Consider the following 25,034-nt stretch of genomic DNA (forward strand, 5'->3'; position numbering starts at 1 on the left):
TCTGTTGTATAAACGAATATACTAATTCTGGCGGGCAGGACGAATAACAATGTCGCCCACTTCAACATCTGCAGGCTGACTAATAGCATACGCCACGGCCCCGGCAATCGCATCCGGACTAATGGCCAGCTGTTCCATAGAAGAAGCAACGGCTTCCCGCATCTGTGGATTTTTCATGTTGTGGGAGAAATCAGTTTTTACAACGCCCGGCGAAATGCCCGTTATCCGGATAGTACCGTCGGATTCCTGGCGGAAGGCTTCTGTGAGGGTTCGTACAGCATTCTTTGTTGCGGCATATACACCTTGCGTGGGTACAATCTTTATTCCTGAAGTGGAAATGATGTTAACAATATGCCCGGATTGCTGCTGCCTGAAAACAGGTATCGCCGCTGCCATGCAATATAGTACTCCTTTCAGGTTGATGTCAATCATATCTTCCCAACCTGCTACATCCAGTTCATCTATACGGCTTAGCTGAGCCACGCCTGCATTATTCACAAGCACATCCAGCCGGCCATACTTTGTCACAGCGGCTGCTATCAATTGCCCGGCATCAGCCCGATATCTTACATCCATCATTACCGCTATCGCTTCACCTCCTGTTTGATTAATTTCTTTGGCTACGGCTTCCAGTAATTCCTTCCGGCGACCTCCGAGAACAACCCTGGCGCCCAGCTTTGACAAATTAATGGCGATTGCTTTTCCAATGCCACTGCCTGCTCCGGAAATAGCGACTACTTTACCTTCGATCAGATTACTCATGATGCTGATATTTATTGAACCACAAAGCTGTTGTATTTTGCTCGGTCGTGAATAGCCGCATTGGTAAATGCTGTAGCCAGGTTGGTAATTGGGGAATTTTTCTCCCACGCCCGTTCCGGGCGATCCGGTGTACAATAGATACTAAATGATCTTTTTTTTAGAAAGGAATACAGATTAACATACTTTTTTCCTTTTTACTAACAAAAAAAGGTTTCAATCTGGCAGGCTTTATTTATTTCTTTGGCTTATGCTTTTCTCTTCTTAACAACAAAGCTATCCGCTGGATATTTTTCCTTCATCTTGCTGCGTATTCCTTCACACCAGTCGATAAGAAGTTTCTTTTCAGGTGCGGTTAATCTGGCATTCGCGTGAATGATGGTATAAGACGACAACGGCATTTCCCCTTCATTTACCATCTCGGCGCTTTCTCCCAGTTTTTTATACTGCCGGGAAATTGGATTGTTTGTGAATTCGTTAAAATTAAGATCGTGTTTTCCATCTTTCACATGTTTGTTCATCCACCAGGCTACCGGTTGTATTTCTGCATACCAGGGATAAACGGTATTGTTACTATGACAGTCATTACAGGCCCGGCTTAATATATTCTTTACTTCTGCAGAAGTATTGTAGGCAGTTGTTATATCATAGGGCTGTGCTGAAGAAGATATATTTCTTGCCGGACGAAAAAATTGTATCAAAACAGCTATCAGCAATATTATCCATAGGATGATTTTCTTATTTTTCATATAAAATCAATCTTGAATATACAATTTTATGTTTTTTAAGTCAGATAACTACTTAAATTTTAATGCTAAGGTTACAATGTCACTATTTAAACCCGTGGAACGCATATAATGTCCATACCTCAACTCTAACGAGTTAAAATGCTGCCAACCTAAGACGCCTTTGGGGGGCGATAACCGTATATTCCCTCCTGCGAAACTGCTATGAAGTGTAGACAGGTCATAATCGCTGGTATAATAGGTGTCTGCAGGATTATGCTGGCCGAAGGGGGCAAAATAACGGGTACCTTGTTGCTTGTTGTATCGATAAAATGGAGTTAAAGATACAAAAGAAGTCAGTTTGACAGGTACCTCAATTTCAGCAGTATGTGCCCTGATACCCCAGCTATCCATATAGTAACGATAGAAGGTGCGTATAATAAAGCGGTCGGCAAGAAAATAATTAAGCCTGATACCTACCGGCAATTTATAGCGATTGTCCGGAAGATTTTCTATCCGTTCCGATCCGTCGGTAAAATAATTACGCTGATACCTGGTTGCCAACAAACCATGCTGATAGGACGGTTCAACAATGAGCATAGCTTGCAGTCGTGAATTGATCACCTGTGATAAACCAAAAGAAGCACTGAAAGAATTCCTGGGCCTATAGTCCAGGGCGCGTTGATCACCCTCTGATCCGGAACCATAACCGGGTGGCCGCAACTCAATTGGTAATATCACCTTCCATCTATCCAGGAACGCCTGTAGCTTGAAATCAAACTGCCGGTTTTTATCTTTGGAAACGCTTGTCAGGTTTATACCTCCACCAAACGATTGATAATCGAATTCATGGGAATAGGAGGCTGTTATTCCAAAAGCATTGCCGGTTTTTATATTTGTATTGGTCCAGTTTAAGGACGGATAGATCCGTGTATCAGAACTGGATGCAGAAGAAATACTCTGGGGATCTATTTTGTCAGACGATGCAGAAGTATAATGATCAATCCCCAATTCGAACAGGAAGGTATGTTTATGTCCCTTTTTGTTAAACTTTGAAAGCTGTACATCGAAGGTATTGGCGAAATCCGTGAGTTTCTCTGTGCCGATGCCACCCGTTACTGCGGAGTTATTTCCATCCTGTGTGTAATAGGCGGACACTATATTTACTTCATCCAAACGGAGTTTCCGCGATTGATAGTTAGAGGTGTCTGTTGTTTGTTTTTCCTGTGCCTGCGCGTGTGAGGTCAATATACCCAGGTATAACGCCAGCACACTCAGATTTAATCGTCTCATTTACTGCTTTTTAAGTTTAGTTACAACCGCATCCACCACCGCTTTTTCCACCATTGGCGCCAGAACCGCCTTCCCTGTATAGCTGAAAGCTTTGCTCAAATTTCTGTGACTTTCGTGCCGACAGATCCATTTCTGCATCATTTAACTTGTTTTTTTGATAAGCCTTCACAGTGGTACAGGAGCTATGAACCAAAGGGAAAAAGGCAACAAGCAGTATTAAGCAAACACTTCTCTTCATATCACTTTTTTATGTTTATATTATTGGAACAAAAAACACGATGGTGTTCATCTATGATTATGCAGGCAATTTGTTGCATCTGATTAATGAGATCGAGGCCCACCTTTACCCCCATTACCATTACAGGGGTAGCCATTGCATCCGCAAGTTCTGCACTGGGGCAGATGATACTGACGCTTTTTATTCCTGATACAGGGAAGCCTGTGGCGGGATCAATCGTATGCGAATACTTCCGGCCATCTATGATAGCATACTTCTCATAATTGCCGGAAGTGGCGATGGCCACGTTACTGATGTTAAGCGTAGAGAAAGGTGTCCTCGAATGATCGGGGTCAGCGATGGCAATAGTCCAGGGTTTACCACCGGGTTGCGTTCCCCAGGTAATCAGATCGCCGGCAGCATTAACAATACCGCTTTTAACGCCCCTGGTCTGAAGAATCATTTTCGCACGGTCTGCCGCATACCCCTTACCAATTCCCCCAAAGCCTATCCTCATACCAGCTTCTTTCAGAAAAACAGTACTGGTATTTGCATCGAGGATAACATTCCTGTAATTAATCAACCTGACCGCCTCTTTTGCAAGGAGCGGATCGGGTAATGTCTTCATATTTATGTCGAAATTCCAGAGGCTTTTATCAATACCTCCGTAAGTAATATCAAATGCGCCCTGAGTGAGGGAGGATATTTTTAATGACCGGTTTATAAGATCAAATACTTCCTTATCAACTTTTACAGGTTGCACTCCCGCCTGACGGTTTATTTCGCTGGTCTGGCTATCCTTACTGAAGGTAGTCAGCAGTTTTTCAATACGTTCAACTTCAGAAATGGCTGCCTGGATATGTTCTTCCGCCCCGGTTTCATCTTCACAGACCACACTGAACTCAAAGCGGTTCCCCATGAGCTTTGTGACCCGTTTATATAGTTGTTGCCCGGTTGTTGAACGATTAGTGTGAATCACGCGCTATGACATTTATTTCTCCAACGAATCTTTCCGGTGTTCCGCCGGGAAATCCATCCCAAACCTTTAGCACCTTGCCATTTTCATCTACCAGCAATGTATAGGGAAACTTTCCTTCCGGGTTATATTTATCTGCGAGGGCTTCGTTCAGTTGCACCTGTGCTTTACTCAGTTGATTTTTCTTCTGGCGGGGAAAGTCTGCCCGCACGAGTAAAAGATGTGAGGCAGCATAGTCTTCAAAAGTTTTCGACTCCAGAATTTCTTGTCTGAGACGGATACATGGTCCACACCAGTCAGATCCCGAAAAATTAATCAGGATCAACTTATGTGACGTAAGGGCGGCCCTTTGTGTTTCCTGGAAATTACCTGACCAGGTCAAACCTGAACCCATGAAAACCAAAAACAAGGAGATTAATAATTTCATATTATTGTTACAATTATTTAAGTGTAAATCCGTAAGTATGATCCCGTGAACTGCGTTTTATATGCAACGAGGGAAAGGTTGGCTGGTCCTGTAGCAACAGAAGCGTTAATGAGCAGAGAAGCGTTAGTGAACGAAGTCAGGTCAGGTGTAAAGTCTGCATTTGATGGGAAGTTGGATGGAGCAATTCTTCTTCCCGAATTCTTTGAACATCCCAAATATGTTGATAAGATCACCGCTGCTGAACTTATACCAGGTTCAGCCAAAAATTTGTTCCTCTTCATTTCCGTTTATTCCTTTGTAGTAATTTGCTCAAACAATGCGAATGGCATTAATTGTTATGATTTCTTTAACAGCTGGTGTACTGAAGATAGTAAGGTAAATGGCGACTTTATTTTATATATGCTATAATAACGGGCAATATCTGAGATAATTCTGAAGAGATTCTGTAGTTTAAAAGCGAAAAGGGCGACCATTTATATCGCGAAGAAAAAGGAGATCAACCGTATTCAGGAAGGGAAGATTAGTAGAGACTCGCCTGGCGCAAATTTCGAACTTATTTTTAATGGATTTAAGACGGCTTACAAAAAAAATCCCCTGCCGCTGTCCAATTTTTGCTTTCCCGGTCATTATTATAATGAAACAAATTTTTGACCATGAACATAAGGAAAGCAATTTCTGGATTGATGATCCTCTGCGGTATTACACTTCCGGGTGTAAACTATGCTCAGGCACCGCAAATTGTAAGCAAATCAAAAAAGGAGGCAATAATGACAACCGGGAAAAACAAAACAAATGATGAAGCCCAGGTTCGGCAACAAATCGACAATTTTATTAAGGCATTTCGTACTAAGGACTTGAATCTGATGATGTCTCTTTACGCTCCGGATTTCGTAGCGTTCGACATTGTGCCCCCGCTGCAGCAGGTGGGAACGGATACGTATAGAAATGTTTGGGAACAAGTATTCGCTTTTTTTCAGCACCCTATCGATTTTGAGACACGCGACCTGAGCATTGTCACGGGTGCTGACGTGGCATTCAGCCGCCAGCTCCTCCGGCTACAGACAATAATGCCGAACGGACAAAAGGTCGATCGTTGGGAACGCCTGACTTTTGGCTTCCGTAAAATTGACGGCGTATGGCTGATTTCGCACGAGCACGTTTCGGTGCCTGCCGACCTTTTCAGTGGTAAAGCGGTACTGGACCTCCAACCTTAAATAATTATCATTCATCGTAAAAATCCGGAAGATGTCAATATTTCACTTTTTACTTATGGTGCATTTAATAGCGCTTATCCTGATGGTGGGCACTACGCTGATCGATTTTATTAACTACCAGACATTCTGGCGACTATTTGGCCGTCAAAATGAACGGGCAATAGGGATACTGACGGCTACTGCCAAATTTCCAAAATTGATTGGAATTGGCGCGGGAGTGCTCGTAGTCACAGGTGCAGGCATGATCATCTTTACTCATGGATTGATGGCGCAACAATTGTGGTTCAGGATCAAAATTGTCTTTGTTCTTCTTTTGATCGGCAACAATATTTTCTACGGCGCACGCCTTGGTATAAAACTCAGAAAGGCGATTGGCTCGAATGCACATGACTTGATCGTTCGGGTGCTGAATTTAAAGGACAAATTACGAACATTCCATATTGTGCAGCTTTGTATTATTCTGATCATTATTTTCCTGAGCGTCTACAAGTTCAATTAATGGATCCTGAAGATAAAAGATCTGCCGCACTGGCGTATATGGATACGGAAAGAAGGCACTTTCGCTGATAAAATTACCGGAATGAAAAGAACAGCACCTTTTTCAAAGCGCTGTTCTTTTTTAATCAGTACTCCTGGAAATCATAGTATGATGGGCTGCCACTGCCTGTTACAGAAACCTCTACATAGGTGTTTGCATTGTCTGCAGCATTACAGTAAACCGGGGTAGATGGTGTAAGGAATCCGTATCCGTTTGCGGAATACACCACGTAACTTCCGGAAGAGACATACAAATAATTTCCTGACCAGCTTAAGCCAGGTACAGGACCATTGCCGAAGGCATAGATGAAATTCCAAGCGAAAGCCGGCGTGTGCAGGCCAGGTATGGAATCAGTCTGTTTGAACGCGGAAGTTGCTTTCATAGTAAAACTGCAGCTAAGAATGACGGCTGCAGTTACAAGTAGCGTCTTTTGGGTCATAAGATAACTTTTAGAAGATTAATGTGATTAAACTTCTCAAAAGTTAATGAGACTTTATTTAATCCCTTCATCAATTTGTATCATATTGTTGCCAATTTGTATCATTATAGACCATACTACTCATGATCTGTTTTTATAAGAAATCTGTAAAATTAAATCCGGCTAACGAAAAGCGCATATAAATATTAAAGGACAATGGCATAAAGACAGATAACCCCTCGCCCCCGGTTAAGACACTCTTCAATCAATCACCTGGCCCCCTTTTATTTCCCTGTTTTTTTTGAAATAATTTCGCGAAAAGCGACTAACGATTTTTTCTGGTAAACGCCCAACGGCAGAGTTATGGTCGCCTGCCTTTGCATGCCTGTTCCTTCAAGTGGTATTGCCTTTAATGATGGAAAATTAAATAGGGAACTACTCATTAGCACAGTGCACCACCTCCCGGTATCCGCCAGTTGCAGCAACGCATTAATATCATTAACCTCAATCGCACCTGGCAACTTTATACCCTCATTTGCAAGAGCCTCGTCAAGATAATTTCGTACGCTATAACTCTTCGCCGGTAGCGCCAATTGTAGCCTGGTTAATTGTTGCAAAGCCACTTTTCTACGCTTAGTCATTTCGTTCGATCGGTGAACAACCAGGGAAAGCGTAGCAGTAAACAATGGTTTTATGTCTAAGCTGTCGCTGGGTTGCACAGGCATGAAGGAGAGCATGCAGTCAATTTTGGCCTTATAAACACATTCAAGCAAATATTCAGTTGAGCCGAAAATTATTTGAATACTAATGCCTGGGTAACGATCATTGAATGCCGCGATGGCCTCCACCAATACCGCTGTGAGACCATATGTCGCCCCAACAGTGAGATTGCCGGTCTTCAAACCAATAAGATCTTGTAAAACCTGCCTCCCTTCATCAGCCTCCCTGAGCGTCTTGCGGGCGTGTGAGAGGAACTGATTACCGGCGTCCGTAAGCCTGACACGTTTACCCAGTCTGTCGAACAGGGGAACGCAAAGGTCATCTTCCAATTGCTTGATCTGTTGCGAAAGCGTGCTTTGGGTGATGTATAGTTCAGCGGCAGCGTTGGTAAAGTTGAGTAGTTCAGCAGCGTGGATAAAATATTTCAATTGTCGTAATTCCATATCATTATCATTTTTATTGCAAATCTATATTTTATAAATCGAAAATATCGATGTATTAAATCGAAAAAATGAGTTTTTACGATTTAGAAATATTTGCAAGCTTTGTTTCAACAAAAACAAAAAATCATGGAAATCAAACAAACGAATGAAAATGCTTTGTCTGCATCAACTGTAAGCGCAATTATCAATGCGCCCTTTGAAAAGGTAAATATTGCTGACTGGCTCCTTAACCTGCCGGACGCCGAATACCAGCGCTGCTCCGCACACCATATCGCAGCGGGCAATACAACTACCTATGATGGAGAGCCCATGTCTATCAATGTTGAAACCATTGGCGATGCCTTGGTTATTCAACATTACGTAGCAACAGTCCATCGTCCGGACTATTGTCGTATGTTGTCCATTTCGGACACACTCACAGCCAGTGGCCGATCCAAAGTACAGGTCCTGTGGGAGCTAAAGGCTGAGCGTATAGATGAAAAGACCACCCGATATACAAACAGTATTCATGCAACTGCTACCCCGGAATTCCAAAAGTTCATCAGCGAGCATGGAATTAGTCTTGCCCAGGCAGCTAAAGCCAGACAGGAAGCCTCAGACGCGCATAATCGTGAAGAAACACCCAACTTTGCAAAGAGCATTGAGAATAAAGCCTTGTTCGGAAAGTATAATTTGCCTTTTTAATTTCAGTATAATGGGAGCAGGTGCCTTTTTTCATTATGCACCGGTGGGTGTCGCCTAAGAGATTCCAGGGTCAGAAGCCAGTATGAAAAGCAGAAATGGGATGACAGATCGACTGGGCATCCAATCAGGTGCGGATTTGCGCCGAAAAGCATTTGGTTCACCAGGTAGTTCCTGCACGTTTTGTGTTAAAATAAGCTGGTAAAATCAAAATGAATTTTGGAATTTCATTACTTGAAATGCTTTCTGTCAGGGCGGCTGTTCAACCAACTGTATTCTCGAAAAAAAATGATGGTGACATGATCGTTTAACAGGCTGATGATTATTTTCTTTTTATAGCCCATCATGGCATATAATCGTGTGATGTCCGATAACAATGCCTTCAGGTCAAAGTGCTTTGGTGTGCTGGCCTCGTTAAATTCGATGACGTTGGTAAGACTATTAGATGCAGTGGTTATCATCTGAAAAATTCCTCTTGAAGGGTTTTATGAAGACAGGCTCACAACATTGCTATACACTTCCCTACTGACAAAAATTTCGCTCCCGGGAAAAAATGACAGGATTACTGAAAAAAGATCAGTCCCGGACCGCCTTGGCATTCTGGTTGCGGAAACAAAGGCGAAAGGTTGGCCAACCGATATTTAAAAACAATTTATTGTTCACTTATTTAAAAGGAGGTTAATTATGTCACTGATCAAAAGAAACGGGAACACATTTCCTGCATTCCCTTCGCTGTTCGACGACTTTTTTGGCCGCGAACTTTTCAACTGGGGAAACAATAACTTCTCATCTACCAGTACCACTGTACCGGCCGTGAATATTAAGGAAACCACGGACGCTTTTGAAGTGGAAGTAGCCGCTCCCGGTATGGAAAAAGGAGACTTCAGCATTACACTGGATGGTAGCCTGCTCACCATTTCTTCTGCAAAACAGCAGCAGGAGGAAAAGAAAGAACAGAATTATACAAGGCGGGAGTTCAGCTACCAGTCTTTCCAGCGCAGTTTTGAGCTGGCAAAAGACGTGGTGGACGAAGACAAAATAAACGCCCGCTACGAGAATGGCTTGCTGCATCTTACTATTCCGAAAAAAGAAGAAGCAAAACAAAAAGGACCACGTACTATCCAGGTAGCGTAAAAATATTCATATGACCTCAGCCAGCTATGAAATTATCATGAATATGCGTGTGCCGGAAGGTTATATTGAAACAGGCAGGTTCTTTATTGGTACTGATAAAGAAACCGCCTGCGAAATGTTCGCCCGGTTGCAGGGAACGCCAGCTCTTACCGGTACTGCTATGCTGCGGATGGATCTTGTAGCTCAGGAGGAAGGCATTGCCACCGTGATACAAACCCTGGGCTGTACCCTGTGTGAAGTATCGGAGAATATGAAGACGATTATGAAGGAAACATTCAAGATGCTTAATCTTAACTCTTAAGAACCGGGCGACAAAGAAATGAATGAAGCTGTCTGTATAAGGCAGCTTTTTATTACATCGTCTGGTGGCTAAACAATCTGGAAAGGAGCTTTACTTGTAAATCAAATCCCGATGAAAGTGGCCTGCTGTAGACGATTTTCGCCGAAAAGGTTGTGAAAGTACAACTGAGTTCCCGCGGAAAAATGCACCCTTTTTTAAATAAAAAAGCATGAAATTTAATGTTTTGAACTTCATGCTTTGATATAGTTGGTCGGGGCGGCTGGACACATTTCGAACTCTTTTATTCAAGCCCTCAGCACAATTCAACATATAATTACATCACTAAACATCAACCTGCATAACCCTACATAAGCTGACATGACTCTGCATAACTCAGAATGAGGCAGTCTGGACAAGTTTCGAACTGCAAACTTTTATTTCATGCTGATCTTTGTCTTTTATCAGATAGATTTGTTGGAGTCATTCCGAATTGCTTTTTGAACGAAAATGAAAAATGCGACAAGGTTTCAAAGCCAAGATCTATATAAATATCTGATGGTTTCATACCTTTTTGTTCAATGAGGAAGTACGCTTCTTGTAGACGCTTCAGTACCAGCCATCGGCCTGGTGTTTCATTGAATATGTGCCTGAAATCCCGTTTGAACGCAGATATACTTCTGCCGGTAAGAAATGCAAAACGTTCTATGTTGACATTAAACGTATAATTACGAACCATAAACCCTTCCAGGTTGATTTTGGCTGGGATGCCAAAATCAAAAAGCAAACCTGCAAGTTCCGGTTGATTCTGTAGTAGAATCAATATTAATTCTTCACGTTTTATCTCCGAAAAGGGTTCGCTTATCTTCCCACGGCTATATATTTGATGCAGCGATCCAATATAACTATCCAGTAATTCGCTATTGTTCACAGGAATGCATGTTTCAGTAGAATCGAATTTTGCTATCGTTGTTTTATACTTGTTATAAAACCTTCTAAGGAAGGGCTCATCGAGGTTAAGAATTACCTTCTCCAGTTCGCCGTCTTCTCTCATCTTATAGTAGCGCCCCAACCTGTTTTTGCGGGCAATACAACTTTGCCCGGACCTCAGTTCCAGGTATTTACTCCCATCATAAAGCACCACTATTCCTTTTACCACGTAGATGAAATAATGCTCATCAATAAAATGCTGAGATGAAATTTCATCAATGACATATGCTGGATTCACATTTGTTACTTTCATCATAATGATTCAAATTACTATACTTTCTGCAATAGTCCTCTCGTTTCTGCAACAACACGATCCTGAAATTTGGGATCACGCGACAACTCTGAACCTTGCATTGGGTTACCTTTTTCATCAAAATAAATCCCTGTCTGGCCCGTTTCATCCATCAGTACCCTTGCAATAACTCTTGCTGACTTCTCAGGTGTGCTACTGTAATGGGAGAAAGGTGGTATAATGGCCATAAGGTGGCCAAATATAAAGCGCACAACTGAATTTGTGCTTTCACCCCCCAGACTGGTGCCACGGGTTATTCCTGGCTCTACGGCATTAAAATGCAATCTCTTACTTTCACGTGCAAGAGCCATTGTAGCGGCGAGTATGCATTGCTTTGATGTGGCATAAGCATCTATGCCTGCCATTTTTGATCCACCCTCTTTCCATTCACCACGAGTACTTGCCTCAGTGGAAATGTAACGGCCTCCGCGCATGCCCATGATTTTTGCCGGCTTGCGTTCAGGGTCTTCAATAGCAGAAGCTATAAACACCACATTTGCCCCATCAGGCAGGTGAGGCGATAGTGCTTCGGTAAATGCGAAAGCACCGAGATGATTGGTGGCAAAGGTCATGTCCCAGCCTTGTACATTTTTGGCAGCTTTTGATGACATGATGCCTGCGTTGTTGAGCATTCCAGTTATAGGAAGCTTTAGAGCAACTATTTGTTCTGCTGCGCTTCTTACTTTTTTAATGTCTGATATGTCGCACACTACACTTAACGCCTTTTGTCCACGTTCCTCAATGGTTTTTTGTACTTGATCGAGCTTATCGCGGTTCCTGCCTACAAGAATTACCGTACCATATTTAGCTAGTTCCAATGCAGTGGCATAGCCTATTCCTGATGTTGGTCCTGTGATTACATACGCTTTTGTTGTTTCCATTGCTGCAAATTTTATTGTACAAAGGTCAGTATGAAATCGTAAAGTGGCTTTCCTGAAAGGTCCAAAGTTACTGTCCTGAAAAGTTCATAATAGCATGCAAAGCCTTGTGATTTAACTCGAACTCAGTTGCAGTTGAATTTTATTTAAATGATCTGGCTGTAGATGCATTGAGATGCTGGATTATGAAGAATTATACAGAATAATATAGAGAAATTCTTTTAGACTCAAATTTTGCGAATGCAATTGATGAGATAAAAAAGAATCGGGATAACTAATGGAATACAGGCTTAAATAAATTGCATTTAAAGCTATGAAATTCTTTTATAAAGGATTGTATTTAATGTTTCTGAAATTCAGTACTCAAAATACTGTGAGGGAGGCTACTATAACTATCTCATTGATCTTGTGTTTTTGATATACACAAACATTGGCTGAAAATTTCCATTCGAATATCCCCAATAGGATTAAGACAAAAGCTGAGGCTTAAAATGCTCAACCAGATTCGAACCCAAAGTAATTGGCAATGAGCCAATTGCAAAAATTAGCAAGTGAATAAAAAAACGCCAAAATCGCTCTTAGAACGAGTTTGGCGTTTTTAGTCGGGATGACTGGACAAATTTCGAACCATTTAAAAGAAGATTTAATTGAAATTCAAAAGATTAAGAATTTTATAAATTATAATAAACCCATCACGGAGTAGGAGTCATAAGGTTCAATAGTTCGGTACTTTTTTCAAAAAAGTACCGAACTATTGACAATCAATCTTCTGTTTTTATTTTCAGGAAGTGTTGTTGGATTTTTACCGCTTCGTCCAGTGATTGCTGAATGTATCCGATTTTTGCTATCGCTTCAGGAGTAGATGCTCTTTTTTGAACTTCTTCGGGATTGGTAAAATCAACTTCTTCAATACGTTGATTAATCCACCACAAATTTCCAAAAGGGTCTAAAACTCTGCAAACCTTTTCGCCAAACCAAAGCGTTGTAATATCTGTTACAGATGTAGCTCCTGATGCCAAAGCTCTTTGATATGATTTGTCGATATCTTCTACATACAAATTCAGAAAAACCGGCGTTGGTGCCCAACCTTCTCTTGCATCAAACAGCAGCAATATGGCATCTCCTATTTTAATAACTGCGTGGATAACGCTTCCTTTTTCGTTTTTGATAATGCTGTTTGGAATTTCTTCAGCATCAAATGCTTCTTTCAGAAACTCAATTAACTTCTCCGTTGATGGAGAAATAACCCAGGGCGTAACAGCAGAATAATTTTCGGGAACTATTTTGATTTTTTTAGCTTCTTTGCTATACATAATTTTAATTTTTTAAGATTATAGCACAAAACTAAAAACGGGTTGTGACAACCCTGTGTCAGGGGTCTGAAAAATTATTTTTTCTGTAATTTTCCAGGTATTGCTGAAGGTTGATTTTGTGTGGCGTAAATGTATCTTCTGTGATTTGCAGTTTTTTTATTCTATCAAACCGAAACAGCCGAAAATCTTTTCTGGTACGGCACCAGGCAATTAAATACCAATTCTCTCCAACTTTATTAATAACGGCAAAAGGTTCAATGCTTCTTTGTGCAATTTCATCTTTTTGTGCAGCGTGATACTCAATTTTAACCACATGGAAATTGGTAATTGCATTTTGAACAACAGACAGCAGGTTGCTGGCTTCATAATTATTATTTGAGGCTTGCCAAAAATCAATTCGCCTGGAAAGTAATTCAACATTGTCTTTTGTATCGTTCCGCAATACAGATTTTATTTTTGTAACAGCCTTACCATAATTTTTTATAAGAGAAATGTCTTTATTTGTCAATACCAGTTTTTCAGCAGTTATCAAAGCATTTGCTTCATCCTCTGTAAGCATTGCCGGCGGCAATTTATAGCCGTCCATAAGCGTATAGCCTTTTCCTTCTTCTGTTATAATTGGAACTCCCGCTTGCTCTAATGTTTTTATGTCCCGATATATTGTGCGTACACTCACTCCCAATTTTTCTCCAAATTCAGGTGCAGTAAATAACCGCTTTGATTGTAACAGTGTCAATAAAGCGATTAATCTTGAAAGCCTGGATGTTTCTGTATCAAACACTAACTTCAATTTTAAGATAGAAGTCTTTGAAAATTACATTTCGAACTTTAAAATTAAATAGGGCATTTGAGCTAATCAAAAACCTGAATCGGGTTTCAGGCAAAAATAAAAATGGGGAAAGTGGTATTTTAACCACTTTTCCCAGTCAAGTCGGGATGACTGGATTCGAACCAGCGGCCTCTTCGTCCCGAACGAAGCGCGCTACCGGGCTGCGCTACATCCCGAAAGAGGCCCTAAATTAAAAATATTTCTTTATCCGGCAAATTTTCACCCACAAATTTTCATCGCACCACAAACAACATTAATACCCTTCTTTTATAAGATAAGCCCGTATACGCCTAAGTGCCAGCGAAAGCTGGTTGCGGACCGTTTTTTCAGAGATGCCCAGTAAACTGGCTATTTGTGGATTGTTCAATGCATGGTTGAAACGCATATGGTATACTTTCTGGTTTTGGTCGGGTAGTTGTTCAATAAAGCCAGTCAGTTTGCTCAGCAGTTCCCTGTGAAGCAGCGGAGCGTCGGTGGTGGTGTGAACAACATCCGGCAATGATGCCAGGGGAATGGTTTCTTTCTTCGACCGGTCCCGGATATAGGCGGCCACTGCATATTTTACAGAACGTTTTATATAGTGTCCAACAGGTTGATCAATCCGCAGGAAGTCTTTTCTTTTCCATAGTGAAATGAAAATGTTCTGTACAATATCTTCTGCAACAAAGTTATCTTGTATCAGTTGCCGCGCTAATGATAATGCGTCATACCAGTAACGATTATATAGCGCAACAAAAGATGCTTCATCAATAATGAAGGTAGATCTTTTAGATACAGGATCATTGTTAACCACAAAGCATGATTGAAATATTTTTGATAAAAAATGCTGCCGGGCATAAAAGTAAACGCATTGCACATACGGTGTTTTACAATTCGGGAAAAAGACTTTCGCATTCGGGAAAATTAAACAGGGAAAGCCATTAAAGTGTCATAAGCAGAATAAAAAGAAAATGCACCGGGACATCGTGCGGGTATTCGATACTATGTTATTATGAACGTAAACAAATCCTTGCTTTACAGGTACTATCATGAACATTGCAATGAGGAGGAAAAACAAGCCGTGGAAGAATGGTTGTTGAAACCGGGCGCTTTTAGCGGCAACCGGGCAGCAGGCGATAGTGAGGATGCGAAACATCGTATGTGGAAGCAGATTCATAAACGTACCATAGGCGGGGAACGGAGAAGAAGATATGTGGAGATGGTTGCCTGTTTGCTCCTGCTTTTCAGTGCAGGTATTATTTCGTGGAATAGATTTAACAGGCTGCCTCCCGAAAGCGCTTACGTAGTGATTGATAACACACGGAGCAACTTGCTGGCGCAGCAACATATCGGGAATCTTTTATTGTCCGAATCGGCAAACAGTGGATTAAGGTATGTGGACAATAAGAACTGCCTGCTGTATACAAATTCTCTGATCATTAATAACCAGAAAGGGGAGGATATATGGGTGTATTTAAAAACAAGTAGTGAGAGAGGGAGTGGTATGATCAAATTTCTGTGCAGAAGAAAAAGAACTTATGTAGCAGGATTTATCACGGAACACCGGGAAAGCGGTAACCGTAAATATCTTTATTCCCAACAATCTGCGCCGGTTCCGGAAGCCATTGCAACGGGTATAAACAGCCAGCTGGATGCGGCGAAGATCAATGCCAAATATAATGGCTATACCACCATCATTATCTGAATATAGTATCTGTCGATTTTTTAAATTTTAAGTGTAAAAGAAGGTGAAACATATTTCTACATTGATATTATCAGGATTTTTGCTCCTGGTAACCGGCCTTGCTATGGGCCAACAACAAGCAACCAAAACAGATAGTCATATTTACGGCGAGGTAAAAAGCAAACTGGGAGAACCGCTGATCGGCGCATCTATTAAAATAAACAACGAACAATATGCGGGCGCAATTGCAGATTCCGTTGGTAATTATGATATCAGTACCAGCCGGTCGGGTAAGGTGACGGTATATGTATCATCCATCGGATATCGTCCGCAAACAAGGGATGTTTATCTGAAAGCAGGACAGTCCACCCATATTGATTTTACATTAACGGAAGATAATCGCCAGCTGAATGAGGTCATCGTTGCAGGAACAGGTAATAATCAGTATAAAGTAAAACAGCTGAAAGAATCGGGGTTTAATGTAAATGTGATAGACGTCAACGAATATGGTAACATATCAACAGATATTAACCAGGTGTTAAAACGTACTACAGGCGTATTGGTAAGGGAGTCGGGAGGTGTTGGGTCTGATTTTACTTTCCAGGTAAATGGACTGGCTGCCAAAATTTATATTGATGATATCCCTATGGATCAATACGGCAGCTCAATGACGTTGAACAATATCCCCGTAAACCTGATAGACCGGATCGAAGTATATAAAGGTGTTGTGCCGGCTCACCTGGGATCAGACGCGATGGGAGGCGCCGTTAATATTATTACGAAACAAAAGAACCGTAAATTTTTGGACGCCAGTTATAGCTATGGCTCTTTCAATACCCACCAGGTAGCGCTTACAGGCGGGATCAGGGATAGTAAAATCGGCCTGAAACTACGAGCCAGCACCTATTATAACTACTCCGATAATAATTATATGATGTACAGCGACTCCGTGTACAACGTGGATTTGCGCATTGTAAAGCGTGATGAGGCAACCGGCACGTACAGACAGGTAAGCATCGATAAAGCCAGGCGTTTTTACGATACCTACCGTTCTGCCATGGGAGAAGTGGAAGTAGGCTATGAAAAAGTAAAGTGGGCCGATTGGTTCACCATCGGCCTTACCTATGGAGAAAATAAGAAGCAGCATCAGTTGGGATCTACTGTTAATTCAGTAATGGGAGGCTTCTGGACGGAAAACAAATATCTCATGCCAACCATCAAATACCGGAAAGATAATTTTATCGTTCCCGGGTTATTTGCCAATCTCTATGCAAACTATTCCAGCAATAAAGATGTGAACAGGGATACAGCCCTGTATCGCTACGACTGGACCGGTCACTGGGCCGCCAACGCCGGAGGAGAGAGGATTCCCGAAGTATTTACAAAATATTTTGATAATAGCTATACGGCAAGGGCCAACTTTAATTATAATCTTGATAAAGAAAATAATCACAGTCTTAACCTGAACTATACATTTAATACAACCCGGCGGAAGATATATGACGAAGCGGAAACCAATCCCAATAAAAAAGATCTTTCGGGTTTACCCAGTAAACAGGGCAAACATATCATAGGACTGGCCTGGCAGGGACAATGGCTGAAGAAGAAGTTGATCAGTGTGGCATCCTTTAAATATTACGGTATGACCACCAAAGCAACCTTAGACGGAAGAGTGTTTGACGATGCCGGGAAACCTGTTGGCGGCGAAATTTATACCCGTAAAGATTTCTTCGGGTTCCCCAGCGGATCACTGGCGCTTCGTTACCGCATTACGCCGGATTGGGGAATAAAAGGTTCCGTGGAAAGAGGATATAATTTACCGGAGATGACCGCCCTGTTTGGTAATGGACAGTTTGTAGTATCCAATCTCGATCTGAAACCGGAGCGTAGCGACAACTTCAACCTCGGCGCCTATTACAATCATTTTATAGGAGAGCATTTTATCAACCTGGATGCATCGGTGTTTTACAGGAATTCTAAAGATTACATCGCATCGCAGGTATTATCAGATAATATTCACACCCAAAGCCGCAATTTCCCCGGCGTAACACTCTATGGTTTTGAGGCGGAAGCCAGGTACGGCTATAAGGATATGATAAGTCTTTCTGCCAACATCAGCTATGATAAAGCAGTGGATAACTGGAAGTATACCGATTCTACCAATTCGCAGATCAGTCTTACCTATAAGGAACAGTTGCCCAACCGCCCGTGGATGTATGGCAACGCCAGTTTAATGCTCGGCAAACGCGACCTGGTTGGAAAGGGAACAAGGATACAGCTAAATTATATGTATCAGTACATGCATTGGTTTTATCTCACCTGGGCAAAATTAGGCAGTCCTGGCAGTAAAAACTTTGTCCCGGGTCAAACTGTACACAGCCTCATTTTGGCTTACAGCTGGAAACAGGATGTATACAACATTTCTATGGAGGCGAGAAACTTTACAGATGAAAGGGTATACGACAATTTCAGGTTGCAGAAACCCGGACGTGCTTTTTATGTAAAGCTGAGAGTATCATTAATGTAGTTCAATATTTAATATAAAATAACAAAATGAAAAAGTTAAATGTAGCAGGTATGTTACTGGCAACTGCATTCGCTATGCCATTCATACAATCATGCAGTAAAACGCCCGATACCGGCAATAAACCGGATGATACGAAACAAACAAAAGAGTACGCTATTTTCGTGACGGTAGGCAATTCATCCAGCAGTGAGAACTATTATACATTAACCACCGCCGATCTCATGAAAGATACCCTGCTTAGCCCGGTGAACTCCGGTATTGAGCCGGATAATATTACTTCCTGGGCAGATATCTACAGCGTTTTTTACCAGGGTAGTTTTTATTATACGCAGGATGGTAACATTATCAGTAAACAACGGATCATCAACGGTAAATATAAAGAGCTGGGTAATATAGTGGCCAGTGCAGGATCCTGGCAGCTAGGGATGATGAAAACCTTTTTCAATAACAGTGGTTTAAACTTTCTCAGCTGGGAAGTAAAATACAACCAGGCAGAAGATGTCATTGAAAAGAACCTGTATATTATTGATACCGCAGCCATGACCATTAAATCGAATAACCCGGTAAAGTTCCCGGTACCCGGCTTTACCATTTATGATAATAACGGAAACCCAATGGCAAAAAAAGATATTCCGCTTACGCCATCCAGTTTTTCTATCAGGGATAATAAGGTATTTATTGGTTTCTATTACGACTGGATTACCAAACTGGATACCGCCTATATGCTGGTTTGCGATTACCCGGCCTTAACCAATGTGAAACTGTTAAAGGACAACAGGTTGGGCCACGTATCCGGCGCCTGGTATGCCAGCTCCTCCAGCTTTACAGATGAAAACGGCGATTATTATTTTTCTACCATCAGCAAAAATAAAACATATGGCCTGCTGCGCATAAAAAGCGGCACTACAGTAATAGATCCTGATTACGCATATGATCTGAAAGAAGTGGGCAATATAAGTGGTGCCGTTAGCTGGGGCGACTACGCCGGCTCGGATCACCATGTGTATATTAAAAACGGTTTGGCCCTTATGGGTTCTTACATCATTGATGTGCGCAATAAAAAAGTAATCAAGGACCTGAACAGTTTTGGATTAGGTAAAGTACAAATAACAATGGACACTTATACTGAGAACGGCAACGAAGTATATGTAGTGCTGAAAACCGACGACGCCCGTTGGTTCGTGGCTAAGTATGATGTGGCTGCCAATACGCTCAAAAGAGGAGTGGAAATACACAGTGGTATTAAAGGTATCAGCAGGATAGGCCGGTTGAAATAGTACGGACACACTGGTTATCCCGGTAAAAACAGCAAGGTGGTACTATCCGCCTTGCTGTTTTTTTATCCCGGCATCCTGCGGCTGAACATCGCTGCATACATATGCCCGGATCCATACAGGGAAGGTCTTTCGTTCAGCTTCACAGCAGATGTAAATCCTGCCTGATGAAACAACGCTTTCAAAGCATGGAACGGCACAGGGTAGGGTACCCAGGGATTGGCTTTTGTAGTTTCATATTCCACTATCAGGAAAGCACCGTTTTCCTGCAGATGCGTACTTATTTTATCAATAAAGGCCGGCTTCCCGGGTACATAGTGCAGGGAGTTGGCCATCAGGATACCGTTTAGCCCTGATACGGGTATATCATCTTTCAGAAAATCCAGTTGCCCCGGTTGAATAGTAATATGATGAGGATTGGGCAGGCTGGATAACGCAGGGCGTGCTTTGTCCCACGCATAAATAGTGCTGCCAGTTGCCAGCAGGTTGGCTAAGGCATAGGTAAACAAACCTGACCCGCATCCAAGATCCGCCCAAACGGTTTGGGCTCTGTCAGTAACCGGTGTATGATTTATCAGCGCAATGGCATCTCTTATATCCATAGCCAATAAAGGTACAAAGAAGGGGGCACCCTGATGCCAGGTTGGTAAATTCCGTATTAAAGCATTAGATAAAATACTGATAAGTTATAGATAAGCCGTATCTCTTTAGATACAGCTTATCTACGGCTTATATACGGCTTATATACGGCTTATATACGGGTTATCTACGGCTTATCCTATAATGGCGTATGCCTGGGCCTGGTATAGGGAGTATAGTCCTGATTAGGTTTACACGTTTCGAATGGAACCTTTTTCTAAACTATTGTCCCGTTCATTTTTCCCCTCCCTTCATTTTAATCCCTATTTTTGCGGCTGGTAATGAAAAATAAACAGGCATGAAGGCTTATATAGGATTATTTTTAATGACTACACTGGCCGCCTGCGGCGGCAACACCAGCCACGAAACGAGCGATTCCTCAATGGCGGCAACCCCGGAGGAAGTTCAGTACGATACCTCGCTGGTAGCCAATCGGAGAGATCCCATATGCAGGATGCCCATCAAGGCAGGGATTTATGATACTGCACATTATCAGGGCGCCGTTCTCGGATTTTGCTCCTCCGCCTGCAAGGATAGCTTTTTATTAAAGCCGGCGGCTTACACACTTGTCATGAAGTAATGAAGAAGATACTCCTGCTGGCTTTACTGGTATCCGGATGTGCATCGCCGGCGAAAAAGCTGCCCATACTGGGCGAGCCTGCGGTAACAGCGCGTCAGGATAACGGGAAAACGGTGTATGACACCATTTACCCGGTCGTTCCACCGTTTTCGTTTACGGATCAGGATAGTCTGGCCGTAAATGAACAGTCCTTTGCCGGTAAGATCTATGTGGCTGATTTTATCTTTTTGTCGTGCCCGAATATATGCCCGAAGATGACTGTGGAGATGAAGAAGGTGTACAACACCTTTAAAACAAACGATGGCATCCGCTTCCTGTCGCACACCATTGATCCGGAAGACGACTCCATCCCGCGGCTGAAGGCATATGCAGCCGGCCTGGAAGTGACAGGCCCCAGATGGCGCTTTGTTACCGGTAACCAGGATACCATTTACCGCCTGGCAGAAAAAGGATATTTTTCCACGGCGTATAAAGACAGCACCGCTCCCGGGGGCTTTGTACACAGCGGCGGACTCCTGCTGGTGGATAAAGCCCGGCACATACGCGGGGTATATAACGGCACAGACCCACAGGAAACAACCCGGCTGATAAACGATATTAACATCTTACTAAAAGAAAATTGAAAAGAATACTATCCATATGGCTTTTGTGTATCATGCTTTTACAAAGCACGGGTAACTGCTGGATAGTAGCCGCATTTTATCTTAACAGGAACTATATCGCCTCCGAACTTTGTATCAACCGGTTCGATCTTATCCCGGTTTGTAAAGGCTCCTGCTTCCTGGAAAAGAAAATAAAAGAAAACGATAAACCCGAAAACACCACAGGCCTCCGGCTTAAAGAAATCACCCTCTTCTGCCAGCAATATGATCTTGCCCCGGTAAAACCCATATCACCGGAAAGCTTCGTCACCTTCTGCGATTACCAGTCGCCCTGCTTCCCTCAACTGCTTATCAGGCAGGTATTCCGGCCTCCCGCTACTATGGCGTAATTCCTCTTCTTACGTTCAACATCATTAAGCTACTACATGAGTATGAAATCCAGCGAAATAGCTGTGTTATCTGCTGACATGTTTGACACCGGTAATGATTTTTTCTGGATAGGCAGCCTCGGATGTATACCTGAAAAGTACCCGCTGCTAGAACAGCCCCACAGGCAAATGTTCTACATGCTGCTGTGCATCGAAAGCGCACACGGCACCGCGGTAATTGACGGCACTGTTATCCGGCTGGATCATCCGAAAATCATTTGTGTGAAACCCGGCAGCATATGCAGCATACATATTAACAACACCGCCCGCGGCAACGTGATCTGCTTTACAGAAAGTTTTTTCTCCCTGAGATATAACAATAATGTACTGCTCAACTTTTCTTTCCTGAACAAAGAAAGCATACACGAAGTATGCCTGGAAGAAAACAAGGCAACAGAATGGAACCAGATCACCCGGTTTATGCACCAGGAATTTTATGGAAGGGACAAAGGCGCCGGTAACGTGCTGCGGTCGTACCTGAATATCCTGCTTTGTAACCTCGACAGGCATTTCAACCCTTCCTCCGGAATAGAGCGGAAAAGTAATAAAGAAGAAAAACTGCGGCAGTTCAAATTGTTGCTGGAGGGGCATTTCATACAGCATAAAACCCCTTCCTTTTACGCGGGGCAATTAAATATCACCACCAACTACCTGAATAAACTGTGCAGGGAATACAACGGGCTGTCCAGCGGAGAGCTGATCCGCAAAAGGATCACGCTGGAAGCACAGCGCCTGCTGCATTACACGGGATTGTCGGTGGCAGAAGTAGCCAAAGAACTGCAGTTTGAAAGCGCATCGTATTTCGTCACCTTCTTTGGTAAAAATGCCGGCATGACACCGGAAAGTTTCCGGAGAAATCAACAGTAAAAATATTTACCTGAGTTCTTCCGGCAACCACGGGGGATAATTACGTACTGCCTTCTTCGCATTTTCAGTAACAGGCACCTGCCACTTTTCAAAGAAGAGGGAAAGATCTTTTTGCGTGGCGGCGCTGATGCACGTAAACCAGTAATCCCTTTTGTCCGCCTCTGATACGGGGTATTGTGAGGCGGGTAAGGACCGGTATTTTTTGAAGACTTCAGCAATCGGCTGCCACCCGAATTGTTCAATTATTTCGATGTACATTTTTAAGGCGAGGAACGGGTCTTCGCAAAATTTGTCGAAGCCGGGCTGGCCTTTCATGTAGTTCTTCACTTCATCAATAACGGCCTGCCTGCTGCTGATGTTTTCATGATTATAAAGTCCTTTATGCAGTACCTGGTCGTATACGTACATGGTGTAGAGGTTTACCGTTACTTCTCCGAGGCCGCTGAAATCAATGCCCCAGAACTGGTGGCGGTGGCCCAGTTCATGAAAATGTCCCCAGGAGCCTTTGCTGCGGAGTTGCGCCTCATCGAGCATCAGGGTGCAGCTTTCATCGTCGGGCGCTACAATTTTATGCGGCGCCGTGTACATATAACCGAAGGCCACCTGTTGATCAATAATAATCCTTTCCGGATGAACCCTGTCGGGAGCAATATCCGCGAGCCTGGCATCAGCATCCATAACTTCATCCCAGAACTTCATGAGTTTTTCAGGGTCGTCCAGTTGACGGATACGGTAGGAAGGCACTGTGAGAATAATTTTATCAGTGGCCAGTTCAGCCCACGGCCCGGGGTAGTTGCGGATGGTGTTTTTCCAGTCGGCCATACTGGTAACGCCCGATTTGAAGTAAGGACTTTTAACCGCTCCGTTTACCTGAACGTTAATTGTTGTCAGCGAAGTGGTGTCGGGCACCTTAATCATGAGCAGTCCTCCAAACGGGGAAAAAATAGTAGTAGTGGTTTTGTCCAGTTCAAAAGTTTTCGTCAGATTATCGTAATGGCGCACATAATAGTCCATATGATTTAGATTGTCTTCATGTACGCCTATCTGCGCTTTCAGCTGTTGCGGAATACAGCCTGGGAAAATGGTAATACTTACGGTATCGCCGGCAGCCACATATAAGCCGGTGCTGTGCCACCTGTAAAAAACGCCGTCGGGTTCCAGTAAACCCTGTGTGCCTTTTTTTATGGGGATAACTACCTGCTCATTCACTCTTTGAGCCGTTTTACTCACTTCTCCGGGAAATATTTTGCCGGCAGGATGGATATACCCGGTGTCGGTATGTCGTTGCTGGCGTTGCATTTCCAGGTAGTTTTGCACATGGTAGGTGAGCCGGTTTTTTATATCCTCTTTCCAGAGAGGATGTGCGGGAGATGGAATGATTGGCTCCTGCCGGTTCCCAAACATTGCCCTGATTTCATTTGATATAGCAGTGGTATCGGGGTTATTAAACAAATAGTTGGCGATGGTACTGCTGTAGCTGTCTGCTTCAGCAGCTGCGGGTATAAATCCGGGTGTTTTAAATGCGGCCAGTAAGGAAGAAATATTAACGTAAGCAGGAATGGAACTGGTCGTCAGCGTTCCTTTTTTATCTTCCGGTTTCAGCGTCGAGGTAACATGAAACATACCTGCTTTAATAAAAAGCTGGTTTAAGCCCATGTCAAAATAATTTATTTTCTGCTGGTTTAAAATGCTGTTAACAGGAGAACCAAATATTAAGGCGCCTCCTTTTCTTACAAATGCTTCCAGGTTATTTCTTTTAACGGTATCGGTAATTTCCTGCGTCAGGATAATAATGCCGGTTGACGGGTTGATACTAACGGTATCGGCTATATTTTTATATCCTTTCAGGAGATGTAAAAATGATGGAAGATCGCTGTTGCTGCCCCATACCTGGATGGTTTTGCTGTTGCTATTGGCAGCCCATGTAATTGAATTCCGCAGCAACTGCTGTATGTGCTTATCCTTTAACAGGGGCTTTTTAAAATATTGATCAGACCCTATAATCAGTATCCGGCCTTTATCCAGCCGGGAGCTGATGATAACAGGGAAGTGCTGCTTTGTTTCTTTTTCGGGCGCCGTGGCAATAACGGTTGGTTTTTCATTTAAAGGGATGGTGAAACTCGCATCATCCGGGGCAGCAGGCATCATTACCAGGGGAACATTATTCAGCAGGCGCTTTGTATCGGTTTGCTGCGCCGGTAATGAATGATGGATGAAAAGAAGAAAGCCGGTGAAAATGACGGATATAAATGTCTTTGATGTCATGGGTTTATTAATAACAGGCGGATGCGCCTGCCTTCTAATTTAATAAGAATAAACACAGCGGCGAA

29 protein-coding genes and 1 tRNA gene are annotated in these 25,034 nt (G+C 42.8%); 13 read left to right on the forward strand and 17 right to left on the reverse strand.

All coding sequences use genetic code 11. From position 1 onward, the window contains the following. Positions 1 to 21: 21 nt before the first annotated feature. The 6 genes from V7S65_RS03155 to V7S65_RS03180 form a co-directional block, all read right to left on the reverse strand. Entirely contained in the window at positions 22 to 762 is a 741-nt protein-coding gene (locus tag V7S65_RS03155) for an SDR family oxidoreductase (protein WP_336386220.1), read from the reverse strand. A 245-nt stretch (positions 763 to 1,007) separates the two neighbouring features. Further along, positions 1,008 to 1,508 carry a heme-binding domain-containing protein gene (locus V7S65_RS03160; protein ID WP_336386219.1) on the reverse strand — a complete coding sequence of 167 codons (501 nt, stop codon included), beginning with the start codon at positions 1,506 to 1,508 and terminating at the stop codon, positions 1,008 to 1,010. A 48-nt stretch (positions 1,509 to 1,556) separates the two neighbouring features. After that, positions 1,557 to 2,777 carry a DUF3570 domain-containing protein gene (locus V7S65_RS03165; protein WP_336386218.1) on the reverse strand — a complete coding sequence of 407 codons (1,221 nt, stop codon included), beginning with the start codon at positions 2,775 to 2,777 and terminating at the stop codon, positions 1,557 to 1,559. Positions 2,778 to 2,793: 16 nt separating this feature from the next. Beyond that, positions 2,794 to 3,015, reverse strand: a complete 222-nt coding sequence (locus V7S65_RS03170) for a DUF4266 domain-containing protein (protein ID WP_336386217.1) — start codon at positions 3,013 to 3,015, stop codon at positions 2,794 to 2,796. A gap of 1 nt (position 3,016) precedes the next feature. Next, a complete protein-coding gene (locus tag V7S65_RS03175; protein WP_336386216.1) occupies positions 3,017 to 3,913 on the reverse strand; it encodes an FAD:protein FMN transferase in 897 nt (298 codons plus the stop codon). Positions 3,914 to 3,959: 46 nt separating this feature from the next. Next, complete coding sequence (locus V7S65_RS03180; protein WP_079468270.1) at positions 3,960 to 4,397, reverse strand: thioredoxin family protein; 438 nt, start codon at positions 4,395 to 4,397, stop codon at positions 3,960 to 3,962. A gap of 108 nt (positions 4,398 to 4,505) precedes the next feature. On the opposite strand from V7S65_RS03180, the gene V7S65_RS03185 reads away from it, so the two are divergent. The 3 genes from V7S65_RS03185 to V7S65_RS03195 all read left to right on the forward strand — a co-directional run bounded on the left by V7S65_RS03185 (position 4,506) and on the right by V7S65_RS03195 (position 6,110). Continuing rightward, complete coding sequence (locus tag V7S65_RS03185; protein ID WP_339545133.1) at positions 4,506 to 4,805, forward strand: hypothetical protein; 300 nt, start codon at positions 4,506 to 4,508, stop codon at positions 4,803 to 4,805. Between the two features lie 245 nt (positions 4,806 to 5,050). Continuing rightward, positions 5,051 to 5,611, forward strand: a complete 561-nt coding sequence (locus V7S65_RS03190) for a YybH family protein (RefSeq protein ID WP_336386214.1) — start codon at positions 5,051 to 5,053, stop codon at positions 5,609 to 5,611. 31 nt (positions 5,612 to 5,642) lie between these two features. Next, positions 5,643 to 6,110: a hypothetical protein gene (locus tag V7S65_RS03195; protein WP_336386213.1), complete on the forward strand. Its 468-nt coding sequence runs from the start codon at positions 5,643 to 5,645 to the stop codon at positions 6,108 to 6,110. A 124-nt stretch (positions 6,111 to 6,234) separates the two neighbouring features. Here the strand turns inward: V7S65_RS03195 and V7S65_RS03200 are convergent, their stop codons facing one another. Next, the gene (locus V7S65_RS03200; RefSeq protein WP_336386212.1) at positions 6,235 to 6,531 is read right to left on the reverse strand and encodes a hypothetical protein; all 297 of its coding nucleotides are present in this window, start codon (positions 6,529 to 6,531) and stop codon (positions 6,235 to 6,237) included. Positions 6,532 to 6,851: 320 nt separating this feature from the next. Further along, on the reverse strand, positions 6,852 to 7,730 hold the full coding sequence (locus V7S65_RS03205; RefSeq protein ID WP_336386211.1) for a LysR substrate-binding domain-containing protein: 879 nt from the start codon (positions 7,728 to 7,730) through the stop codon (positions 6,852 to 6,854). 126 nt (positions 7,731 to 7,856) lie between these two features. Between V7S65_RS03205 and V7S65_RS03210 the strand changes: the two genes are divergently transcribed. Beyond that, positions 7,857 to 8,414, forward strand: a complete 558-nt coding sequence (locus V7S65_RS03210; RefSeq protein ID WP_079468265.1) for a hypothetical protein — start codon at positions 7,857 to 7,859, stop codon at positions 8,412 to 8,414. 227 nt (positions 8,415 to 8,641) lie between these two features. Here the strand turns inward: V7S65_RS03210 and V7S65_RS03215 are convergent, their stop codons facing one another. Then, positions 8,642 to 8,872: a hypothetical protein gene (locus tag V7S65_RS03215; protein WP_339545136.1), complete on the reverse strand. Its 231-nt coding sequence runs from the start codon at positions 8,870 to 8,872 to the stop codon at positions 8,642 to 8,644. 223 nt (positions 8,873 to 9,095) lie between these two features. Here V7S65_RS03215 and V7S65_RS03220 point away from each other — a divergent pair, with 223 nt between their 5' ends. Beyond that, complete coding sequence (locus V7S65_RS03220) at positions 9,096 to 9,545, forward strand: Hsp20/alpha crystallin family protein (protein WP_336386210.1); 450 nt, start codon at positions 9,096 to 9,098, stop codon at positions 9,543 to 9,545. 10 nt (positions 9,546 to 9,555) lie between these two features. Beyond that, entirely contained in the window at positions 9,556 to 9,846 is a 291-nt protein-coding gene (locus V7S65_RS03225) for a hypothetical protein (RefSeq protein ID WP_079468263.1), read from the forward strand. Positions 9,847 to 10,264: 418 nt separating this feature from the next. Here the strand turns inward: V7S65_RS03225 and V7S65_RS03230 are convergent, their stop codons facing one another. The 6 genes from V7S65_RS03230 to V7S65_RS03255 form a co-directional block, all read right to left on the reverse strand. After that, positions 10,265 to 11,068, reverse strand: coding sequence for a helix-turn-helix domain-containing protein (locus V7S65_RS03230; protein WP_336386209.1), 804 nt, complete (start codon positions 11,066 to 11,068; stop codon positions 10,265 to 10,267). Positions 11,069 to 11,082: 14 nt separating this feature from the next. Beyond that, positions 11,083 to 11,985 carry an SDR family NAD(P)-dependent oxidoreductase gene (locus V7S65_RS03235; RefSeq protein WP_336386208.1) on the reverse strand — a complete coding sequence of 301 codons (903 nt, stop codon included), beginning with the start codon at positions 11,983 to 11,985 and terminating at the stop codon, positions 11,083 to 11,085. A 758-nt stretch (positions 11,986 to 12,743) separates the two neighbouring features. Next, positions 12,744 to 13,295 (reverse strand): VOC family protein, encoded by a 552-nt coding sequence (locus V7S65_RS03240; RefSeq protein WP_336386207.1) that lies wholly within the window; start codon positions 13,293 to 13,295, stop codon positions 12,744 to 12,746. 58 nt (positions 13,296 to 13,353) lie between these two features. Continuing rightward, positions 13,354 to 14,076: a helix-turn-helix transcriptional regulator gene (locus V7S65_RS03245; RefSeq protein ID WP_336386206.1), complete on the reverse strand. Its 723-nt coding sequence runs from the start codon at positions 14,074 to 14,076 to the stop codon at positions 13,354 to 13,356. A 150-nt stretch (positions 14,077 to 14,226) separates the two neighbouring features. After that, positions 14,227 to 14,300: transfer RNA gene (locus V7S65_RS03250), tRNA-Pro, on the reverse strand. Positions 14,301 to 14,377: 77 nt separating this feature from the next. Next, on the reverse strand, positions 14,378 to 14,917 hold the full coding sequence (locus tag V7S65_RS03255; protein WP_336386205.1) for a sigma-70 family RNA polymerase sigma factor: 540 nt from the start codon (positions 14,915 to 14,917) through the stop codon (positions 14,378 to 14,380). A 198-nt stretch (positions 14,918 to 15,115) separates the two neighbouring features. On the opposite strand from V7S65_RS03255, the gene V7S65_RS03260 reads away from it, so the two are divergent. From V7S65_RS03260 to V7S65_RS03270, 3 genes are read left to right on the forward strand one after another with little or no spacing between them, the layout of a single operon-like run. Beyond that, positions 15,116 to 15,808: a hypothetical protein gene (locus V7S65_RS03260; protein ID WP_336386204.1), complete on the forward strand. Its 693-nt coding sequence runs from the start codon at positions 15,116 to 15,118 to the stop codon at positions 15,806 to 15,808. A gap of 43 nt (positions 15,809 to 15,851) precedes the next feature. Continuing rightward, a complete protein-coding gene (locus V7S65_RS03265) occupies positions 15,852 to 18,314 on the forward strand; it encodes a TonB-dependent receptor (RefSeq protein ID WP_339545141.1) in 2,463 nt (820 codons plus the stop codon). A 26-nt stretch (positions 18,315 to 18,340) separates the two neighbouring features. Next, the gene (locus V7S65_RS03270; RefSeq protein WP_079468241.1) at positions 18,341 to 19,591 is read left to right on the forward strand and encodes a hypothetical protein; all 1,251 of its coding nucleotides are present in this window, start codon (positions 18,341 to 18,343) and stop codon (positions 19,589 to 19,591) included. Between the two features lie 62 nt (positions 19,592 to 19,653). On the opposite strand, the gene V7S65_RS03275 is transcribed toward V7S65_RS03270, so the two are convergent. Next, positions 19,654 to 20,190: a class I SAM-dependent methyltransferase gene (locus tag V7S65_RS03275; RefSeq protein ID WP_336386202.1), complete on the reverse strand. Its 537-nt coding sequence runs from the start codon at positions 20,188 to 20,190 to the stop codon at positions 19,654 to 19,656. Positions 20,191 to 20,525: 335 nt separating this feature from the next. Here V7S65_RS03275 and V7S65_RS03280 point away from each other — a divergent pair, with 335 nt between their 5' ends. Genes V7S65_RS03280 through V7S65_RS03295 form a run of 4 tightly spaced genes read left to right on the forward strand, consistent with a single transcriptional unit; the run spans position 20,526 to position 22,704 of the window. Further along, a complete protein-coding gene (locus V7S65_RS03280; RefSeq protein WP_336386201.1) occupies positions 20,526 to 20,807 on the forward strand; it encodes a YHS domain-containing protein in 282 nt (93 codons plus the stop codon). Continuing rightward, complete coding sequence (locus V7S65_RS03285) at positions 20,807 to 21,430, forward strand: SCO family protein (RefSeq protein WP_336386200.1); 624 nt, start codon at positions 20,807 to 20,809, stop codon at positions 21,428 to 21,430. The genes V7S65_RS03280 and V7S65_RS03285 overlap by 1 nt, the downstream gene beginning before the upstream one ends. Before the next feature lie 32 nt (positions 21,431 to 21,462). After that, positions 21,463 to 21,798, forward strand: coding sequence for a hypothetical protein (locus V7S65_RS03290; protein ID WP_079468237.1), 336 nt, complete (start codon positions 21,463 to 21,465; stop codon positions 21,796 to 21,798). 36 nt (positions 21,799 to 21,834) lie between these two features. Further along, complete coding sequence (locus V7S65_RS03295) at positions 21,835 to 22,704, forward strand: AraC family transcriptional regulator (protein WP_336386199.1); 870 nt, start codon at positions 21,835 to 21,837, stop codon at positions 22,702 to 22,704. Between the two features lie 6 nt (positions 22,705 to 22,710). On the opposite strand, the gene V7S65_RS03300 is transcribed toward V7S65_RS03295, so the two are convergent. Beyond that, a complete protein-coding gene (locus tag V7S65_RS03300; RefSeq protein WP_336386198.1) occupies positions 22,711 to 24,969 on the reverse strand; it encodes a M60 family metallopeptidase in 2,259 nt (752 codons plus the stop codon). Positions 24,970 to 25,034: the final 65 nt, after the last annotated feature.

This window comes from Chitinophaga sp. CCNWYY40 (genome assembly GCF_037483205.1).
Taxonomy (GTDB): Bacteria; Bacteroidota; Bacteroidia; order Chitinophagales; family Chitinophagaceae; genus Chitinophaga; species Chitinophaga ginsengisegetis.

What these genes read in the sequence shown, in the direction of transcription:
- V7S65_RS03200 (WP_336386212.1), bottom strand. Translation starts at nt 6,531, where the DNA reads ATGAAAGCAACTTCCGCGTTCAAACAGACTGATTCCATACCTGGCCTG.
- V7S65_RS03205 (WP_336386211.1), bottom strand. Translation starts at nt 7,730, where the DNA reads ATGGAATTACGACAATTGAAATATTTTATCCACGCTGCTGAACTACTC.
- V7S65_RS03155 (WP_336386220.1), bottom strand. Translation starts at nt 762, where the DNA reads ATGAGTAATCTGATCGAAGGTAAAGTAGTCGCTATTTCCGGAGCAGGC.
- V7S65_RS03285 (WP_336386200.1), top strand. Translation starts at nt 20,807, where the DNA reads ATGAAGAAGATACTCCTGCTGGCTTTACTGGTATCCGGATGTGCATCG.
- V7S65_RS03295 (WP_336386199.1), top strand. Translation starts at nt 21,835, where the DNA reads ATGAGTATGAAATCCAGCGAAATAGCTGTGTTATCTGCTGACATGTTT.
- V7S65_RS03175 (WP_336386216.1), bottom strand. Translation starts at nt 3,913, where the DNA reads ATGGGGAACCGCTTTGAGTTCAGTGTGGTCTGTGAAGATGAAACCGGG.
- V7S65_RS03195 (WP_336386213.1), top strand. Translation starts at nt 5,643, where the DNA reads ATGTCAATATTTCACTTTTTACTTATGGTGCATTTAATAGCGCTTATC.
- V7S65_RS03165 (WP_336386218.1), bottom strand. Translation starts at nt 2,777, where the DNA reads ATGAGACGATTAAATCTGAGTGTGCTGGCGTTATACCTGGGTATATTG.
- V7S65_RS03270 (WP_079468241.1), top strand. Translation starts at nt 18,341, where the DNA reads ATGAAAAAGTTAAATGTAGCAGGTATGTTACTGGCAACTGCATTCGCT.
- V7S65_RS03240 (WP_336386207.1), bottom strand. Translation starts at nt 13,295, where the DNA reads ATGTATAGCAAAGAAGCTAAAAAAATCAAAATAGTTCCCGAAAATTAT.
- V7S65_RS03260 (WP_336386204.1), top strand. Translation starts at nt 15,116, where the DNA reads ATGAACGTAAACAAATCCTTGCTTTACAGGTACTATCATGAACATTGC.
- V7S65_RS03290 (WP_079468237.1), top strand. Translation starts at nt 21,463, where the DNA reads ATGCTTTTACAAAGCACGGGTAACTGCTGGATAGTAGCCGCATTTTAT.
- V7S65_RS03275 (WP_336386202.1), bottom strand. Translation starts at nt 20,190, where the DNA reads ATGGATATAAGAGATGCCATTGCGCTGATAAATCATACACCGGTTACT.
- V7S65_RS03210 (WP_079468265.1), top strand. Translation starts at nt 7,857, where the DNA reads ATGGAAATCAAACAAACGAATGAAAATGCTTTGTCTGCATCAACTGTA.
- V7S65_RS03180 (WP_079468270.1), bottom strand. Translation starts at nt 4,397, where the DNA reads ATGAAATTATTAATCTCCTTGTTTTTGGTTTTCATGGGTTCAGGTTTG.
- V7S65_RS03225 (WP_079468263.1), top strand. Translation starts at nt 9,556, where the DNA reads ATGACCTCAGCCAGCTATGAAATTATCATGAATATGCGTGTGCCGGAA.
- V7S65_RS03230 (WP_336386209.1), bottom strand. Translation starts at nt 11,068, where the DNA reads ATGATGAAAGTAACAAATGTGAATCCAGCATATGTCATTGATGAAATT.
- V7S65_RS03170 (WP_336386217.1), bottom strand. Translation starts at nt 3,015, where the DNA reads ATGAAGAGAAGTGTTTGCTTAATACTGCTTGTTGCCTTTTTCCCTTTG.
- V7S65_RS03190 (WP_336386214.1), top strand. Translation starts at nt 5,051, where the DNA reads ATGAACATAAGGAAAGCAATTTCTGGATTGATGATCCTCTGCGGTATT.
- V7S65_RS03215 (WP_339545136.1), bottom strand. Translation starts at nt 8,872, where the DNA reads ATGATAACCACTGCATCTAATAGTCTTACCAACGTCATCGAATTTAAC.
- V7S65_RS03235 (WP_336386208.1), bottom strand. Translation starts at nt 11,985, where the DNA reads ATGGAAACAACAAAAGCGTATGTAATCACAGGACCAACATCAGGAATA.
- V7S65_RS03280 (WP_336386201.1), top strand. Translation starts at nt 20,526, where the DNA reads ATGAAGGCTTATATAGGATTATTTTTAATGACTACACTGGCCGCCTGC.
- V7S65_RS03160 (WP_336386219.1), bottom strand. Translation starts at nt 1,508, where the DNA reads ATGAAAAATAAGAAAATCATCCTATGGATAATATTGCTGATAGCTGTT.
- V7S65_RS03300 (WP_336386198.1), bottom strand. Translation starts at nt 24,969, where the DNA reads ATGACATCAAAGACATTTATATCCGTCATTTTCACCGGCTTTCTTCTT.
- V7S65_RS03185 (WP_339545133.1), top strand. Translation starts at nt 4,506, where the DNA reads ATGAGCAGAGAAGCGTTAGTGAACGAAGTCAGGTCAGGTGTAAAGTCT.
- V7S65_RS03220 (WP_336386210.1), top strand. Translation starts at nt 9,096, where the DNA reads ATGTCACTGATCAAAAGAAACGGGAACACATTTCCTGCATTCCCTTCG.